19 protein-coding genes are annotated in these 16701 nt (G+C 64.9%); 9 read left to right on the forward strand and 10 right to left on the reverse strand.

Annotated elements, in window-relative coordinates:
- Positions 1-92: 92 nt before the first annotated feature.
- Entirely contained in the window at positions 93-659 is a 567-nt protein-coding gene (locus D3872_RS14455) for a DNA-3-methyladenine glycosylase (RefSeq protein ID WP_119811452.1), read from the forward strand.
- 6 nt (positions 660-665) lie between these two features.
- Here D3872_RS14455 and D3872_RS14460 read toward each other — a convergent pair whose 3' ends face one another.
- Together D3872_RS14460 and D3872_RS14465 are read right to left on the reverse strand one after the other, a co-directional pair.
- Positions 666-2348 carry a methyl-accepting chemotaxis protein gene (locus D3872_RS14460; RefSeq protein WP_119811454.1) on the reverse strand — a complete coding sequence of 561 codons (1683 nt, stop codon included), beginning with the start codon at positions 2346-2348 and terminating at the stop codon, positions 666-668.
- A 64-nt stretch (positions 2349-2412) separates the two neighbouring features.
- Positions 2413-2868: a cache domain-containing protein gene (locus tag D3872_RS14465; protein WP_119811455.1), complete on the reverse strand. Its 456-nt coding sequence runs from the start codon at positions 2866-2868 to the stop codon at positions 2413-2415.
- A gap of 298 nt (positions 2869-3166) precedes the next feature.
- Here D3872_RS14465 and D3872_RS14470 point away from each other — a divergent pair, with 298 nt between their 5' ends.
- Both D3872_RS14470 and D3872_RS14475 read left to right on the forward strand, forming a co-directional pair.
- The gene (locus D3872_RS14470; protein ID WP_370660970.1) at positions 3167-4579 is read left to right on the forward strand and encodes a KamA family radical SAM protein; all 1413 of its coding nucleotides are present in this window, start codon (positions 3167-3169) and stop codon (positions 4577-4579) included.
- 16 nt (positions 4580-4595) lie between these two features.
- A complete protein-coding gene (locus tag D3872_RS14475; protein ID WP_119811459.1) occupies positions 4596-5873 on the forward strand; it encodes an MFS transporter in 1278 nt (425 codons plus the stop codon).
- A gap of 3 nt (positions 5874-5876) precedes the next feature.
- Here the strand turns inward: D3872_RS14475 and D3872_RS14480 are convergent, their stop codons facing one another.
- Positions 5877-6128, reverse strand: coding sequence for a hypothetical protein (locus D3872_RS14480; RefSeq protein WP_147373887.1), 252 nt, complete (start codon positions 6126-6128; stop codon positions 5877-5879).
- 223 nt (positions 6129-6351) lie between these two features.
- Between D3872_RS14480 and D3872_RS14485 the strand changes: the two genes are divergently transcribed.
- Both D3872_RS14485 and D3872_RS14490 read left to right on the forward strand, forming a co-directional pair.
- Entirely contained in the window at positions 6352-7461 is a 1110-nt protein-coding gene (locus D3872_RS14485) for an AI-2E family transporter (protein WP_119811462.1), read from the forward strand.
- A gap of 12 nt (positions 7462-7473) precedes the next feature.
- Positions 7474-8322 carry a fumarylacetoacetate hydrolase family protein gene (locus D3872_RS14490; RefSeq protein WP_119811463.1) on the forward strand — a complete coding sequence of 283 codons (849 nt, stop codon included), beginning with the start codon at positions 7474-7476 and terminating at the stop codon, positions 8320-8322.
- A gap of 101 nt (positions 8323-8423) precedes the next feature.
- On the opposite strand, the gene D3872_RS14495 is transcribed toward D3872_RS14490, so the two are convergent.
- On the reverse strand, positions 8424-9761 hold the full coding sequence (locus D3872_RS14495; protein WP_119811464.1) for an aspartate aminotransferase family protein: 1338 nt from the start codon (positions 9759-9761) through the stop codon (positions 8424-8426).
- 122 nt (positions 9762-9883) lie between these two features.
- Here D3872_RS14495 and D3872_RS14500 point away from each other — a divergent pair, with 122 nt between their 5' ends.
- Together D3872_RS14500 and D3872_RS14505 are read left to right on the forward strand one after the other, a co-directional pair.
- Positions 9884-10438: a carboxymuconolactone decarboxylase family protein gene (locus D3872_RS14500; RefSeq protein WP_119811465.1), complete on the forward strand. Its 555-nt coding sequence runs from the start codon at positions 9884-9886 to the stop codon at positions 10436-10438.
- Between the two features lie 63 nt (positions 10439-10501).
- Positions 10502-10798 carry a hypothetical protein gene (locus tag D3872_RS14505; protein ID WP_119811466.1) on the forward strand — a complete coding sequence of 99 codons (297 nt, stop codon included), beginning with the start codon at positions 10502-10504 and terminating at the stop codon, positions 10796-10798.
- A gap of 17 nt (positions 10799-10815) precedes the next feature.
- Here the strand turns inward: D3872_RS14505 and D3872_RS14510 are convergent, their stop codons facing one another.
- The 5 genes from D3872_RS14510 to yjgA are packed head-to-tail and all read right to left on the reverse strand — an operon-like array spanning position 10816 to position 13216.
- Positions 10816-11016, reverse strand: coding sequence for a hypothetical protein (locus D3872_RS14510; RefSeq protein ID WP_119811467.1), 201 nt, complete (start codon positions 11014-11016; stop codon positions 10816-10818).
- A gap of 16 nt (positions 11017-11032) precedes the next feature.
- Complete coding sequence (locus D3872_RS14515) at positions 11033-11299, reverse strand: hypothetical protein (RefSeq protein ID WP_119811468.1); 267 nt, start codon at positions 11297-11299, stop codon at positions 11033-11035.
- A gap of 9 nt (positions 11300-11308) precedes the next feature.
- The gene (locus D3872_RS14520) at positions 11309-11992 is read right to left on the reverse strand and encodes an alpha/beta hydrolase (RefSeq protein ID WP_119811469.1); all 684 of its coding nucleotides are present in this window, start codon (positions 11990-11992) and stop codon (positions 11309-11311) included.
- A complete protein-coding gene (gene mog, locus D3872_RS14525; protein WP_119811470.1) occupies positions 11992-12627 on the reverse strand; it encodes a molybdopterin adenylyltransferase in 636 nt (211 codons plus the stop codon). Before mog ends, D3872_RS14520 begins: the two co-directional genes overlap by 1 nt.
- Positions 12605-13216: a ribosome biogenesis factor YjgA gene (gene yjgA, locus D3872_RS14530; protein WP_119811482.1), complete on the reverse strand. Its 612-nt coding sequence runs from the start codon at positions 13214-13216 to the stop codon at positions 12605-12607. Before yjgA ends, mog begins: the two co-directional genes overlap by 23 nt.
- Before the next feature lie 94 nt (positions 13217-13310).
- On the opposite strand from yjgA, the gene pmbA reads away from it, so the two are divergent.
- Together pmbA and D3872_RS14540 are read left to right on the forward strand one after the other, a co-directional pair.
- Positions 13311-14663 (forward strand): metalloprotease PmbA, encoded by a 1353-nt coding sequence (pmbA, locus tag D3872_RS14535; protein WP_119811471.1) that lies wholly within the window; start codon positions 13311-13313, stop codon positions 14661-14663.
- 232 nt (positions 14664-14895) lie between these two features.
- Positions 14896-15984 carry a TRAP transporter substrate-binding protein gene (locus D3872_RS14540; RefSeq protein WP_119811472.1) on the forward strand — a complete coding sequence of 363 codons (1089 nt, stop codon included), beginning with the start codon at positions 14896-14898 and terminating at the stop codon, positions 15982-15984.
- A 67-nt stretch (positions 15985-16051) separates the two neighbouring features.
- Here D3872_RS14540 and D3872_RS14545 read toward each other — a convergent pair.
- On the reverse strand, positions 16052-16701 hold a 650-nt coding region (locus D3872_RS14545; protein ID WP_147373888.1), incomplete at its 5' end, for a M14 family metallopeptidase.

The following is a 16701-nucleotide window of genomic DNA, read 5'->3' on the forward strand; positions in this document are numbered from 1 at the left end:
AACCAAGCAAGCCGTCGTTGCACGATGGCACGCAAAGTGTCGCAATTCGGATTGGATATGGGAGCCGGGCGATATCAATATAAAATCTTTACATGAAATTCATTCTTGCAGGAATAGACTTTTCGGCGCCGGCCGAGCAGGTGGCGCAGCAATTGATCGGCGTGACGGTGCTGGTCGACGGCGTCGGCGGGCGCATCGTGGAGACCGAAGCCTACGACCGCGAAGACCCGGCCTCGCATGCCTTTTCCGGTCCCACCGACCGCAACTTCGCGATGTTTGGCGAACCGGCCCACGCCTATGTTTACCGCTCCTACGGCATCCACTGGTGCCTCAACTTCGTCTGCCGCGAGCATGGCCATGGTGCGGGAGTGCTGATCCGCGCGCTGGAGCCAACGGAAGGGCTGGACGCGATGCGCAAGCGGCGCGGCGCCGATGACGTACGCCTGCTGTGTTCCGGTCCGGGAAAGCTGTGCCAGGCCTTGGGCGTCACGCGCGCGCATGACGGACTGCCGCTAGCGCTGCCGCCGTTCGAACTGGCCGCGCCGGCTGAAGCTGCGGAAGTGATCGCGGGGCCGCGTATCGGGATTTCGAAGGCGATGGAAGTGCCGTGGCGGTTCGGGCTGGCCGGCTCGCGCTTCGTCAGCCGCCCGTTCCGCTAGCCGCCATCAGGCACCGCTGCGCCGCGCCGCGGGCCGTTCGGCGCCAGCCGGCTCGGCTCCGATATTGCGCACCGGGCCAGCGCGCATCGGGCTGCGCGGCGAGCGCCGTTCCTCCGGATCGTGGAAGCCGGCGCCGTCCGCGCTGGCGTCTATCTTGAACACCGAGACCGCCTTTGCCAGCGTGACGGCCTGCTGGTGCAGGCTTTCGGCGGCGGCGGCGGCCTGCTCGACCAGCGCCGCGTTCTGTTGTGTCATGTCGTCCATCTGGCCCACCGCGTGATTGACCTCGGCGATGCCCTCGGCCTGCTCCGAGCTGGCCACGCTGATGCGCTCGATGATCTCGTTCACCTGGCGCACCGAGGCCACGATATTGCCCATGCTGCTGCCGGCTTCGTTCACCGAGGCGCTGCCGCCGTCGATGATGGATACCGAGGCCGCGATCAGCGCCTTGATCTCCTTGGCCGCCGCCGCCGAGCGCTGCGCCAGCGTGCGCACTTCCAACGCCACCACCGCGAAACCGCGGCCCTGCTCGCCGGCGCGCGCCGCTTCCACCGCGGCGTTCAGGGCCAGGATATTGGTCTGGAACGAGATGCCGTCGATGACGCCGATGATCTCGACGATCTTGCGCGAGCTGGCCTTGATGCCCTCCATGGTGGCGACGGCGCGGTCGACCGCCTTGCCGCCGCCTTCCGCCAGCGTTGCCGCGCTGGCCGCCAGCTCGTTGGCCATGCGCGCGTTGCTGGCGTTCTCCTTCACCGCCAGCGTCAGGCTTTCCATCGCGCTGGCCGTCTGCTCCAGCGAGCCGGCTTGCATCTCGGTGCGGGTCGACAGATCCTGGTTGCCGGCGGCGATTTCCTGCGAGGCGGTGTCGATCGAGCGCACCGAGGCCAGCACCGTGCGCAGGGTCTGGTTCAGGTTGCCGATGGTGTGGTCGAGCGCGCGCGAGGTATCGGCGATCTCGTCGCGTCCGTCGCTGCCCACGCCTACCGCCAGCCGGCCCTGCGCCAGTTCGCCCACGGTGTCGGCGATCGCGCGTATGTCGCGCAGCATCCCGCGCCGCACCAGCATCGTCACCAGCAGCGACAGGCCGATTGACAGCATAACCAGCGCCGCCATCGTGACGCCGAAGGTGCGGAATTCGCTCCTGGCGGCGGCGTAGGCTGCCTCGCTCAGGCTCTTTTCCAGCGCGGCCAGTTGCGCCAGCTGGCCATTGAGCGAGCCGAATTCCTTCTCGGCCTTCTGCATCGAATTGGTGGCGATCGACTGGTCGACCTGGGCCAGTTCGATGGTTTCGGCCACGCTCTTCTTGTAGGCCGCCAGCGATTTGACGGAAGCGTCGACCAGCTTGCGTTCGGCCGGGCCGGACACGCCGGCCAGCGCCTTCAATTGCGCCCCGATGGCGGCGTGGCGCGTGTTGATGTCGCCGACCAGCGCGTCCAGCCGGTTCCTGGCGAAGCTGCCGTTGATCCAGGCCAGCAGCTGGTAGATGTTGGCGTGCGCATGCTTGGCGTCGCCGGAGACGTCGGCCGCCGCCTTCAGGCGCGCCGCGCGCACCTGCACCATGTTTTCCAGCGATGCGTTCTGGCGCACCATGCCATAGTACGAGGCGGCCGACAGCAGCATCAGCAGCACCAGCACCACGCCCGGGGCCAGGAGCAGCTTCGGGCCAATCCGCAGTTTTTTCAGCATGCTTCCCCCGTAAAACGTTAAGCGGGCAGTCGCCCGCCCGCATGATGCTTTTTATGACGGCTGCCTACTTCTTGTAGATGCCCGCTTCCAGCACGACGTCGCCGACCTTCTGGATGTAGGTGGTCTTCGGCTCGATCTTGCCGCTGGTCGGATTCTTGTACTGGTAATCGACCCAGCCCTTGTTCGATTTGGCGGCCAGCTCGATGATCTCGCGGCGGTACTTCTTGCCCGATGCGTCGGGCACGTCGGTCAGGTCCTTGCCGACGATCGACTGGTTGATCGGGTGCGCCAGCACGATGCCGGTCTTCAGGTCGCGCATGTCGATGTACAGCGAACCCTGGACGAAGTCCGGGTGCCTGGCGTTGATCTGTTTGATCATTTCGTCCTTGCCCTTGGACTTGATCAGGGCGGCGCCGCGGTCGACCATGGCGATGGCGTCCTTCTCGGTTGGCTCGGCAGCGAAGGCGGTACCGGCGGCGAGGGCGAGGCACAGGGAAGTTGCGGTGACGAACAGTTTCATGGCGATTTCCTCTCGTAATGATGCGTGGGCTAAATGTTGCATAGGTGCATTGCGTAATCTACGCTCACGCACAGGCGTGTTTTTGCGGTAACGCAATCGCGGCACGCGCGCGGGCGCAATGTGCCCACTCAGTTTCCCCACAGCACTTGTTCCAGACAAAAATCTTCCCGCAGTTCAATTGATGCTTGGCAATTTACCTGCCGGAACGCAAGTCTATGATGGTCTCCGCGCCGTCAATTCCTACCTGCTTAGGAATTACGGTAGAGATCCACGTTCCCCATCCAACCAGGAGATTGCCGTGACTACCGAAACCCTGCCAGCCAAATTCAAGCCCTACACGCGCCAGACCATTTCCCAGGCGCGCCAGTGGCAATGGATGCCGGCCGAGCTGCAGGAAGCCGTGCAGCTTGTCTCGCACGTGCTGCCCTTCCGTGCCAACGAATACGTGCTGGAACAGCTGATCGACTGGAGCAATATCCCGGACGACCCGATCTACCGCCTGGTGTTCCCGCACCGCGACATGCTGCGCGCCCAGGAATACGAGACCCTGCGCGAGCTGGTGCTGTACAAGAAGGACGAGGCCGCGATCGCGAAGGAAGTGCACGCCATCCGCATGCGCATGAACCCGCACCCGGCCGGCCAGATGACCCACAACGTCCCGCGCGTGAACGACGCCCCGCTCAAGGGCCTGCAGCACAAGTACAAGGAGACCGTGCTGTTCTTCCCCAGTTCGGGCCAGACCTGCCACGCCTACTGCACCTTCTGCTTCCGCTGGCCGCAGTTCGTCGGCATGGACGACATGAAGTTCGATGCGCGCGAGACCGGCGAGCTGGTGTCCTACCTGAAGGACCACAAGGACGTCACCGACGTCCTGATCACCGGCGGCGACCCGCTGATCATGAATACCCGCTCGCTGGCCCAGTTCATCGAGCCGCTGCTGGCGCCCGAACTGGCGCACATCCAGAACATCCGCCTCGGCACCAAGTCGGTCGCCTACTGGCCGCAGCGCTTCGTCACCGACAAGGACTCGGACGACCTGATGCGCCTGTTCGAGCGGGTGGTCGCCGCGGGCAAGAACCTGGCCATCATGGGCCACTACAACCATGCGGTGGAGCTGCGCAGCGAGATCGCCCAGCGCGCCGTCAAGCGCATCGTCTCCACCGGCGCCACGCTGCGCATGCAAGGTCCGCTGATCCGCCACATCAACGAAGACCCCAGGAGCTGGGCCGAGCTGTGGACCACCGGCGTGCGCCTGGGCGCGATTCCGTACTATATGTTCGTCGAGCGCGACACCGGCCCGAGCGAATACTTCGCGCTGCCGCTGGCGCGCGCGCACGAGATTTTCCAGGCGGCGTACCAGATGGTGTCGGGCCTGTCCCGTACCGTGCGCGGGCCGTCGATGAGCGCCTTCCCCGGCAAGGTGGTGATCGATGGCGTGGTCAGCATCAACGGCGAAAAGCTGTTCGCGCTGCAGTTCCTGCAGGCCCGCAATCCGGACTGGGTGCGCAAGCCCTTCTTCGCCAAGTACGATCCAAACGCCACCTGGCTCGACCACCTGGTGCCGGCCTTCGGCAAGCAGAAGTTCTTCTTCGAGACCGGCGGCGACGAGCACGGCCACCGCGCCCCGCCCGCCAAGGTGATCCCGATCTCGGTGGCTGCGCAGCGCGCGCAAGGCGGCCAGTCCTGCGGCAGCACCCACTCGGCCGCCTGAACGGAGCCTGCCAGCCATGGGCGCCGACCAGCAAGGAACGCGGCTATCTGGCATCGCCGTGTTCTTCTACGTGTTCCTGCCGTTCGCGCTCGGGCACTACCTGTCGGCGCTGCTGCGCACCGTGAACGCGGTGCTGGCGCCCGACCTGGTCGCGTCGCTGGCGCTCAACCCGGCCCAGCTTGGCCTGCTGACCAGCGCCTTCTTCGTTTCGTTCGCGCTGGTGCAGCTGCCGGTCGGCATAGCGCTCGACCGCTACGGTCCGCGCAAGGTGCAGCTGGTGCTGCTGATGGTCGCAGCAACGGGCATCCTGCTGTTCGCCTGCGGCCGCAGCTTCGCCGAGCTGGTGGCGGCGCGCGCCATCATCGGCTTCGGCCTGGGCGGCTGCTTCATGTCGGCGGTGAAGGCCATCTCCACCTGGATCACGCCAACCCGGCTGCCGTCGGTGCAGGGCTACCTGATCGCGGTCGGCGGCCTGGGCGCGGCATCGGCCACCACGCCGGTGCGCATGGCCTTGCAGTACACCGACTGGCGCGGCCTGTTCATCCTGCTGGCGGCCTGCGTGGCCTGCACCGCCGGCCTGATCTGGGCGCTGTCCCCGCGCACTGTGCAGCCGGGCAAGGCCAGGGCGCCGACGGTGCAGTCGATCCTCGACGTCTACCGCGACCCTGCCTTCCGCAAGACGATTTCGCTGATCCTGGCGCCGCATGCTGTCTTCTTCGGCATCCAGGGACTGTGGATCGGCCGCTGGCTGTCCGACGTCGCGCGTTTCCCGGACGCCGCGGTGGCCTACCTGCTGTACCTGTCGATGGCGGCGGTGATCTTCGGCGCGATCGCGGTGGGCATGGTGACGGAATGGGCCGGCAAGCGCGGCATCAAGCCGCTCGACGTGGCCGGCGTCGGCATCGCGCTGTTCGTCGTGGTGCAGGTCGCCATCGTCTGCAACTGGAAGCCCAGTTTCCAGCTGCTGTCGGTGCTGTTCACGCTGATCGGCACCATCACCGGCATCGAATACGCCATCGTCGCGCAAAGCATGCCGCCGACACTGACGGGGCGTGCCGCCACCTGCCTCAACCTCCTGATCTTCGTCGGCGCCTTCCTGGTGCAGGCGGGCTTCGGACTGCTGGTCGGGATGTGGGCGCCGGATGCGGCCGGGCGCTATCCCGCGCTGGCCTACCAGGTGGCGTTTGGCGCGCTGGTGGCAGTCCAGCTACCCGGGCTGTTCAGGTTCTTCATGGCGCGCCGGCCGGCCGCATCCGGCGCCGTGACGATGGACCTCGGCGCCAGCGAAGCATAAGCGTCAGCCGCAGCCATCCAGCAGGAACAGGGGAACGGTGGTCCATGTTATCCCCGCCAGCGCAAGGATGCCGGCCCCCAAAGCCGCCCAGTCGTGCAATGCCGGATCGCCACCGGCCGCGCGCACCCTCCGCAGCGCCATCCACAACAAACCGGCACACGCGGCAAACGCGGCTGCCGCCAGCAGCGCCGCAAGGCTCAAGGCGCGGAGGATGGCCGCGGCCGGCCCTGCGATCGTCATCGAAAACACGCGCACGGCTGGATCCTGCGAACGCCTGATGGATATATATAATACAAGAAGAAATAATGGCATTTTTTCAATAGAGCGCGCCTGACGCCTGCGACCCAGCCAGGAAAACCTGATGCGCTGGATCCGCGACCCCAAGGCCGGCGATCCGCAGACACCGATGCCCGTGCTGGACGTGACCGAAACCGATGCGCGCGACATCTCCGCCTACTTGCTGACATTGCGATAGACCATGGACGACGAAACCTCCATTTCCGAAGACCGCGACAAGGGCGGCGAAGACCGCAGCGAGCGCAAATTCCTGCACCGGGTGGCGCTGGTGGACGGCCTCGGGCTGGTGTTCATCCTGGTCCTCGCGGCCGTATGGTTCGCGGCCGGCGCACTGCTGCTGATCTTCGCCTGTATCCTGTTCGCGCTGCTGCTATACGACGCCAGCCGCCGCCTGGCATCGAAGCTGCCGGTCGCGCGCCAAGTGGCGTTAGGCATCGTGGTGGTGCTGCTGCTGGCGATCATCGGCGGCGGCGGATGGCTGATCGCGCCGTCGATTTCCGAACAGGCCGACAAGATGGCCGCGATGGTCCCGCGTTCGCTCGAACAGGTGCAGAAATCGCTGGAGCGCTACAGCTTCCTGAGGGGCATCGTGGGCGAAATGCCGTCGGCCGGGCAGCTGCGCGAGTCCATTGCCTCGATGCTGCCGCGCGCCGGTCTGTTCTTCTCCGGCGTGTTCGGCGCGATGGGCAATGTGCTGATCATTACCTTCGTCGGCATCTACTTCGCCGCCTCGCCCTACGTGTACATCAACGGCATGGTCACGCTGGTCCCCAAGGACAAGCGCGCCCGCGCGCGCGAAGTGCTGGACGAAATCGGCACCACCCTGTCGCGCTGGCTGTTCGGCAAAGCTTGCTCGATGGTGCTGGTCGGTACCGCCACCGCCGTCGGCCTGTCGCTGCTCGGCGTGCCGCTGGCGCTGATCCTCGGGATCATCGCCGGCCTGCTCGATTTCATTCCCTACCTTGGTCCGCTGATGGCCGGTGTGCCGGGCGTGCTGATCGCCATGACCATCGGCCCCGAGCTGGCGCTGTACACTGTCGGCCTGTTCGCGTTTATCCAGCTGGCCGAAGGCTACCTGCTGCAGCCGCTGGTGGAGAAGAGGACGGTATCGCTGCCGCCGGCGCTGACCATCACGATGCAGGTGATGCTGGGCGCCCTGTTCGGCCTGGCCGGCGTGGCGCTGGCGACCCCGCTGACCGCGGTGCTGGCGGTGCTGGTGTCGATGTTGTATGTGCAGGACGTATTGGGCGACGATGTCAGGACGCCGAGCGAAATCAACGGTAAAAACTAGGGAACACAAATAATGAAACTTGTGCGTTACGGCCGCCCGGGCAAGGAAAAGCCCGGCATGCTCGACGAAGAGGGCCGCCTGCGCGACCTGTCCGCAGCGGTTGGCGACATCGACGCCTCGGTGCTTGGCGCTGCCGCGCTGCGCAAGCTGGCGAAGATCGACTACAAGACGCTGCCGCTGGTGCGCGGCAATCCGCGCTTCGGCGTGCCGGTCAAGGGCATCGGCAAATACATCGGCATCGGCCTGAACTACTCGGACCACGCCGCCGAAACCGGTCTGCCGGAGCCGAAGGAACCGATCGTGTTCATGAAGGCGACCAGCTGCCTGTCCGGCCCGGACGACGACGTCATGCTGCCGCCGGGGTCGAAGAAGACCGACTGGGAGGTGGAGCTGGGCGTGGTGATCGGCACCCGCGCGCGTCATGTCAGCGAGGAGGATGCGCTGACATACGTGGCGGGATACTGCGTGGTGAACGACGTGTCCGAGCGCGCCTACCAGTTCGAGGCCGGGCCGCAGTGGGACAAGGGCAAGGGCTGCGACACCTTCGGCCCGGTGGGACCGTGGCTGGTGACGCGCGACGAGATCTACGACGAGCAGGACCTGGACCTGTACCTGGAACTGAACGGCAAGCGCATGCAGACCGGGAACACGGGCACGATGATCTTCACCATCGCGCAACTGGTGAGCTACCTGTCGCGCTACATGACGCTGGAGCCGGGGGATTTGATCGCGACCGGCACGCCGCCGGGTGTGGGCTATGCGCGCAAGCCGCAGCGCTTCCTCAAGCGCGGCGACAAGATCAGGCTGGGGATTCCGGGGTTGGGGGAGCAGCAGCAGGAAGTGGTCGCGTTCAAGATATAAACGTAGGGCGGATAAGCGCATGCGCGCATCCGCCGTGTTTGCGTCAACGTGACGCTTGCAAGGCGGATGCGCATGCGCTTATCCGCCCTACGCGTTTGTCGTTAACGCGGCGACGATTGTCTCAACGCCCCATCCACCGATTCCACAAGGCGCGAAACAATCTCCGATAGATCCGCGTCGCTCGCAATAAACGGCGGCGCAAGGAGGATATGGTCGCCATTCTGCCCATCGATCGTTCCTCCCATCGGGTACACCATCAGCCCATTGGCCATCGCACACGCCTTCACCGCCGCATGCAGCTTGCGCTCCGGCGCGAACGGCTGTTTGGTCTCTCGGTCCTCCACAAGCTCCAGCGCCAGCAGCAGCCCGCGGCCGCGGATGTCGCCCACGTGCGGGTGCCGTCCGAACGCATTCCTCAGCATGCCCATGAAGGTCTCGCCACGCGTGCGCACCTGCGCCAGCAGGCCGTCGCGCTCGATCACCTTCTGCACCGCCAGCGCCGCCGCCGCCGCGACCGGGTGCCCGATGTAAGTGTGCCCGTGCTGGAACATGCCGCTGCCCTGGCGCAGCCGGTCGACCAGCCTGCCTTGCGCGAGCACGCCGCCGATCGGCTGGTAGCCCGCGCCCAGCCCCTTGCCGATGGTGATGATGTCCGGCGCCACGCCGTCCTGCGAAATCGAGTACATGGTGCCGGTGCGGCCCATCCCGCACATCACTTCGTCGGCGATGAACAGCACGCCGTACTTGTCGCACAGCGCCCGCACGCCCTGGAAGTAGCCGCGCGTGGGCGGTATCGCTCCCCCTGTCGCGCCGACTACCGGCTCGGCGCAGAAGCCGATCACGTTCTCGGGGCCGGTTTCGACGATCTTCGCTTCCAGCTCGCGCAGCAGCGAGGCAGTGTAGTCGGCCTGGGTCTGGCCCTCCATCCGGTCGCGGTATTCGTAGCAAGGCGCCACCCGCGGCACGTCGATCAGCAGCGGCGCGAACTGGCGCCGGCGCCATTCGTTGCCGCCGACGGCCAGCGCGCCAAGCGTGTTGCCGTGGTAGCTCTGGCGCCGCGCGATGAACTTTGTTCGCTGCGGCTCACCGCTTTCGACAAAGTACTGGCGCGCCAGCTTCATCGCGGTCTCCATCGCTTCCGACCCGCCCGACACAAAATAGGCCTCGGTCAGCCCTTCCGGCGCGCCGGCCACCAGCCGCGCCGCCAGTTCCTCGGCCACCTCGGTGGTGAAGAACGCGGTGTGGGCGTAGGCGTTGATATCGATCTGGCGGTGCATCGCCTCCAGGATGTCGGGATGGCCGTGCCCCAGCGACGACACGGCGGCGCCGCCGCTGGCGTCGATGTAGCTGTTGCAGCGCTGGTCGCGCACGATCATTCCGCTGGCGCTGACAGCGACGGGCGGGCTTTGCCGGAGATTGCGGTGGATGATGTTGGTCATCTGGGATCCTCACGGTGTTGAAAATGATTGATGGATGACAATAATCTTGAAGCGGCCCGATTCTTTTGATTTTTCCCGGAAGCTATGCGAATATTTTTTCGGTCACCACAGCGAAGGTTCACATGACCCAGGACAGGCTCGGCCCCATCGATCCGCAGCACATGAGCGCCGCCCAGCAGGCCGCGGCGCAGGCGCTCATCGCCGGTCCGCGCGGCGCAGTGTACGGACCCTTCGTGCCGCTGCTGCGCAGTCCCGAGCTGATGGACCACGCCCAGCGCCTGGGCGAATACCTGCGCTACCGCAGCGCCATCGGCACCCGCCTGTCCGAACTGGCCATCCTGGTGGTGGCGCACCACTGGGACCAGCAGGTAGAGTGGGCGATCCACGCGCCGATCGCGCTGGAGGCGGGCATCGCCGCCGGCGTCATCGATGATATCGCGCACGGACGGCCGCCGCGCGCTCTGGCGGACGATGAAGCGGCGGTGTACGGCTTCTCGCTCGAGCTGAATCGCCACAAGCGCGTGAGCGACCCGGTGTATGCGCGCGCGCTGGCGCTGTTCGGCGAACGCGGCGTGGTCGACCTGATGGCCATCAACGGCTACTACACCTTCCTCGCGATGGTGATGAACGCGGCCCGGACGGCCGCTCCCGCCGCGCCCGCGCATCGCCTTCCTTGAGCGCGTGATAGCAAACTGACAGCGTCGTTGGCACGCCACGCGAAAGCTTGCAAGCAGTTTTCGTTGCTGCTTAGAAACGAAACGGCCCAGGCCATCAGCGACATGGACTCGGTCACGCAGCAGAATGCCGCGCTGGTGGAGGAAGCCGCCGCCGCGGCCCAGTCGCTGCGCGACCAGGTAGGCAGCCTTACCCACGCGGTCAGCGTGTTCAAGCTGGATGTGCAGCAGGCGCAACAGGCGCCGAAGGCGGCGCCAGTGCGCCCGGTAGCGCAGCAGGCAGTGCGCGCACCGGCGAAGAAGGCCGCGCCAAAGCGCCTGGCGGCAGCGGGAGCTGCCGGCGAGGAGTGGGAAGACTTCTAAATTATCAGGCTAAGGTCTCACGCCAGGGCTTCCCTGGCCGCTTCTTCCGGCGTCAGGCCGTCGTAGAACTGGTCGGTGAACCACTCGATCTGTTCTTCGATGTGCTCCTGGGCCTGTTCCACGGTGGCGCCTCCGGCCACCAGGAATCCCTCGACTTCGATGCACCAGTTAATCAGCGCCATCGTTTCTTCGTCGAGTTCCTCTTTTTTCTTTGCCATGGTGTTCTCCTGTCGGTCAGGCCGCGAGGCCCTTGGCGAGGATGTCCGCGACCGTCTCGTTCAGGTCGGTGCCGCGTTCCTTCGCCAGCGCGTGGATCTGCTGGATCAAGTCACCATTCAGCTTGACCGCAAACGGCACCAGGCCCAGGGCCTGGTCGCGCTTGCGCTGTTCGCGCCGGTCAAGCGCCGCGCTGTCGGCGTTGCCAAAACCGGTGACGCCCGGGGCGGCCATCTTGCCCATCAATTTTTTGGCGTCGGCTTTTGCCAGTCCGGTTTTTTTCATGTGCTGCCTTCAGGTGGTTGGTGACGGGCCGATGACTTTCTTGAGCCAGGCGCCGATGTCGTTGACTTCTTCAAGGCACAGCGAGTGCTGCATCATGTACTCGTGCCACTCGACCTGGTAACCCATCGACTTGAGCAGGTCGCGCGACTGTTCCGCGCGCGCGATCGGGATCACGCCGTCGTGGCGGCCGTGCACCAGGAAGATCGGGGTTTGCAGGCTTTCGGCGCTGCGTTCGGTCGGCAGCTTGGCCGACAGCGGCACGTAGCCGGACAGGCAAAGCAGGCCGCCCAGCTTTTCAGTGTGGCGCAAGCCGGTCTGCAGCGCCATCGCGCAGCCCTGCGAGAAACCGGCCAGGATGATGCGGCCGGCCGGAATGCCGCGCGACTTTTCGCGCGCGATCAGCGCTTCGACTTCCAGCTGCGACGAACGCAGGCCGCCTTCGTCCTCGCGGCGCGCGATGTCGGTGCCGACGATGTCGTACCAGGCGCGCATCACGTAGCCGTTGTTGATCGTCACCGGCATCACCTTCGCATGCGGGAAGATGAAGCGAATGCCCGGCAGGCCTTTCAGGTCAAGCTCGTTCACCAGCGGCACGAAGTCGTTGCCGTCGGCCCCCAGGCCATGCATCCAGATGATCGCTACCTGCGGATTGGGCGCGGTCTCGATCTCGATATGTTCAAGCAGTTCGTTCATCAGTTCTCTTCTTGTGGTGCCGGGGCCGGGCGCTGCGCCGTCTTCGGGCGCCAGGCTTGGCAGACCGCCGGGTCGGTTTCGATGTAGGGGCCGCCGATCAGGTCGATGCAGTAGGGGACGGCCGCGAAGATGCCGCCGACCAGCTGCTTGCCGTCGGCGTCCTTCAGGCCTTCCAGCGTTTCCTTGATGGCCTTCGGCTGGCCGGGCAGGTTCATGACCAGCGCCGCGTGGTCGGGAATTTCGCGGATGACGGCGACCTGGCGCGACAGGATCGCGGTCGGCACGAACCGCAGGCTGACCTGGCGCATCTGCTCGCCGAAGCCGGGCATTTCCTTGGTGCCGATGGCCAGCGTGGCTTCGGGCGTGACGTCGCGCCGCGCCGGGCCGGTGCCGCCGGTGGTCAGCACCAGGTGGCAGCGGGTGGCGTCGACCAGTTCGACCAGGGTCTTTTCGATCTGCGCGCGTTCGTCGGGGATCAGGCGCGGCTCGATGCGGTAGGGCGTGGTGATGGCTTGCGCCAGCCAGTCGGACAGCGCGGGAATTCCCTTGTCCTCGTACACGCCGCCGCTGGCGCGGTCAGAGACCGACACCAGGCCGATCACCAGCTCGTCGTTATTCGTCGTCTGCTTCGTCATCTTCAGGTTCGCCCTCGCCATCGTCATCGCCAGCCTGCGCCGCAGCGCCTTTCTTCGACAGGTCCTTCAGGATCTGGAAGATCTCGCGGTAGGCCTTCGGCGGCTTGTTCTCGGCCTGCTCCTTGCGTGCGTTGCGGATCAGGACGCGCAGGTGCTGGATGTCGAGTTCGGGATGTTCGGCGAGCAGGGTGGTCAGGGCGTTGTCGTCGGCCAGCAGCTTGTCGCGGCGGCGTTCGAGCGCGTGCAGGGCGGCGGTGTCGGCTTTCGACAGGCCTTTCCAGCTTTCGATGGTGCGGCGGATGACGGCGACTTCTTCCTCGTCCAGCGTGCGCATTTTTTTACCGACGAACTGCATCTGGCGGCGGCGGCCTTCGTGGTTGGTGATGGTCTGGCACATCAGGATCGCATCCTTGACGTCGTCCGGCATCGGCACGCGCTTGACGCGGTCGCGCGGTTCGGCCACCAGGTCTTCGCCAAGCTTCTGCAGCTCACTCATCTGGCGCTTCAGCTCAGATTTGGATGGGCGTTCGTACTCTTGTTCGAACTCATTGGACTGGAACCCGCAGGCACCGCGGTTTGGATTTGGCATGATAGGGAATAAGGGCAGGCGCACGGCCTCCCGGTAAAAACAGTAAACGACTGCTATCATACCCGTTTAACCGGATAGCCGAGAAAAACACGACATGAACGATTCCGTCTTTATCCATAGCCAGGACCAGCTTCAGCAACTCGCGCAGGATGTCCTGGGCTTTGCCCGGGAACAGGGCGGCACCGACGCCGCGGTCGAGATCAGCGAAGGCAGCGGACTATCAGTTTCGGTCCGCCGCGGCAAGATCGAGACGATCGAGCAAAACAAGGACAAGGGCATGGGCGTGACGGTCTACATCGGCCAGAAGCGCGGCAATGCCAGCACCTCCGATTTTTCCCCGGCCGCCCTGCGCGCCACCGTCGAAGCGGCGTATAACATCGCCCGCTTCACCGCCGAAGACGACTGCGCCGGCCTGGCCGACGAAGACATGCTCGAACTTAGCCCACGCGACCTGCGCCTGTGCTATCCGTGGCTGATCTCCACCGAAGAGGCGGTGGCGCTGGCCCAGCGCGCCGAAGCGGCGGCCTTCGAGGTCGACCCGCGCATCACCAACAGCGAAGGCGCCAGCGTTTACGTGCAGCAGTCGCACTTCGTGGCCGCCAATTCGCGCGGCTTCGCCGGCGGCTACCCATTCTCGCGCCACACCATGTCGGTGGCGCCGATCGCCGGCAAGGGCGCCAAGATGCAGCGCGACGACTGGTATTCCTCGGTGCGCGATCCAAAAAAACTGTCCAAACCGGAAGCCATCGGCCGCTATGCCGCCGAACGCGCGCTGGCGCGGCTGAACGCGCGCAAGCTCGACACCCGCACCTGCCCGGTGCTGTTCGAGGCGCCGCTGGCGGCCGGGCTGCTGGGCTCCTTCGTGCAGGCCACGTCCGGCGGTGCGCTGTACCGCAAGTCGACCTTCCTGCTCGATTCGCTGGGGCAGTCGATCTTCCCCTCGCATATCCAGGTGGTCGAGGACCCGCACGTCATCGGCGGCATCGGTTCGGCGCCGTTCGACGAAGAAGGCGTGCGTACGGTACGCCGCAACGTGGTTGAAAACGGCGTGCTGCAGGGGTACTTCCTGTCGTCGTATTCGGCGCGCAAGCTGGGCATGAAGACCACCGGCAATGCCGGTGGCTCGCATAACCTGACCATGTCGTCGTCGCTGACGAAGAAGGGCGACGATTTCGCGGGCATGCTGCGCAAGATGGGAACCGGGCTGCTGGTCACCGAATTGATGGGGCAGGGGACCAATTACGTTACCGGCGACTATTCGCGCGGTGCGTCCGGCTACTGGGTGGAGAATGGCGTGATCCAGTATCCGGTCGAGGAGATCACGATTGCGGGGAATATGAAGGATATGTTCCAGCAGATCGTCGGCATCGGCAGCGATGTGCTCACGCGCGGGAACAAGTCGACCGGATCGATCCTGCTCGAGAAGATGGTGGTGGCGGGAAGCTGAGTTTCCTGTTTTATCCGGTCAATCAAGCGGCAAGTACCTTTCCAGGGCTTGCCGTTTTTTGTTTTAAGGCCACAAAAGCGTGCAAATGTAAGCTATGCGTAAGGGAAAGCCACGCCTTTGCCATTCACTTGCTGCGCTTCCATATTTTCGTTGCAAGCTTATTCCTTGGGCAATACACTAGGTCTGAGCTGGTCTATTGCCGGTGATATAAAAACTTTAGGAGACAGAAAACATGGAACGTCGTTCCTTTATCAAGAAGGCTGCGGTGGGCGCGTCGGCCGCTGCTGTCGTTTCCCCTGCGCTCGCGCAGTCGCTGCCTACCATTAACTGGCGCCTCGCCAGCAGCTTCCCAAAGTCGCTTGACACCATCTTCGCCGCCTCCGACACGCTGTCCAGGCGCGTATCGCAGCTGACCGGTGGCAAATTCAACATCCGCACCTTCGCCGGCGGCGAAATCGTGCCGGGCCTGCAGGTCATGGACGCGGTCCAGGCCGGCACGGTCGAGATGGGCCACAGCGCTTCCTACTATTACTTCGGCAAGGACGCCACCTTCTCGTTCGATTGCGCCGTTCCGTTTGGCCTGACTTCGCGCCAGCACACCTGCTGGTTCGACCAGGGCGGCGGCCGCGAGCTGACCCGCGAATTCTTCCGTGGCTACGGCATCGTCAACTTCCTGGGCGGTAACTCGGGCACCCAGATGGGCGGCTGGTACCGCAAGGAAATCAAATCGGTCGCCGACCTGAAAGGTTTGAAGATGCGTGTTGCCGGTTTCGCCGGCAAGGTGCTGTCCGGCCTGGGCGTGGTGCCCCAGCAACTGGCCGGCGGCGACATTTATCCCGCACTGGAAAAAGGCACGATCGACGCGGCGGAGTGGGTTGGCCCGTACGACGACGAAAAACTGGGCTTCATCAAGGTGGCCCCGTTCTACTACTCGCCGGGCTGGTGGGAAGCGGGCGCGAACTTCTCGTTCTACGTCGGCGTGAAGGAATGGGAAAAGCTGCCGAAGGCATACCAGGCGGCGCTGGAAGTGGCTACCTACGAAGCGCACGTGGTGATGCAGGCCGAGTACGACTCCAAGAACCCGGCTGCGCTGGCGCGCCTGTTGAAGAACGGCGTCAAGCTGCGCACCTTCTCGAAGGACATCATGGACGCGTGCTACAAGCAGGCGACCATCGTGATGGATGAAGAAGCCGCGAAGAACGCGAAGTTCAAGAAGATCTACGAACCATGGAAGCGCTTCCGCCGCGACCAGAACATGTGGGCCTCGGTGTCCGAAGCCAGCCTGCAGGACTTCATGATCCGCGCAAGCCGCGGCAAGTAAGCGGTCCACGCAGAACGCAAACGCCCCGGCTGGTCCGGGGCGTTTTACTTGTTGCGGGCGGCGGGGCTTACTTTGGCGAACGCAGCGATTGCAGGATCGGCTGCAGCACGGCCGCGCCAAGGCGGGCGCTGCGCGCGCCGTCCCAGCCGGTCTGCGCGTCAGGATCGTTGGCGTTGTCCTTGAACGGCAGTTCCAGCGTCAGCGACAGGCAGCCGAAGGCGTGGGTGATGTGCGGCGAGCCCATGGTGATGGTCTCCGCGGTGTAAGGCGTTTCGCCGTAGCCGTGCACGTCCTGGAAGTCGGGCGTGGCGATCTTGAAGTCGTCCGAGAACTTCTTCTCCGCCGCGCGCTGTTCCGCGGTGAAGGTCGGCAGCGCGCTGCTGCCCGCCACGAACACGTAAGGCAGGCCTTCGTCGCCATGCACGTCGAGGAACAGGTCGCAGCCGGTTTCCTTCATCTTTTCCTTGACCATGAAGACTTCAGGGCTGCGTTCCATCGTCGGCGTATTCCACTCGCGGTTCAGGTTCGCGCCGGCGGCGTTGGTGCGCAGGTTGCCACGCACGGAGCCGTCCGGGTTCATGTTCGGCACCACGTAGAACACCGATTCCTTCAGCAGCTGGCGGCCGAACGGATCGGCCGGGTCGAGCAGGGCGTCCAGCATGCCTTCGACGAACCATTCCGCCATCGTTTCGCCCGGATGCTGGCGCGCGATGACCC

Source organism: Massilia cavernae (assembly GCF_003590855.1).
GTDB lineage: Bacteria > Pseudomonadota > Gammaproteobacteria > Burkholderiales > Burkholderiaceae_D > Telluria_A > Telluria_A cavernae.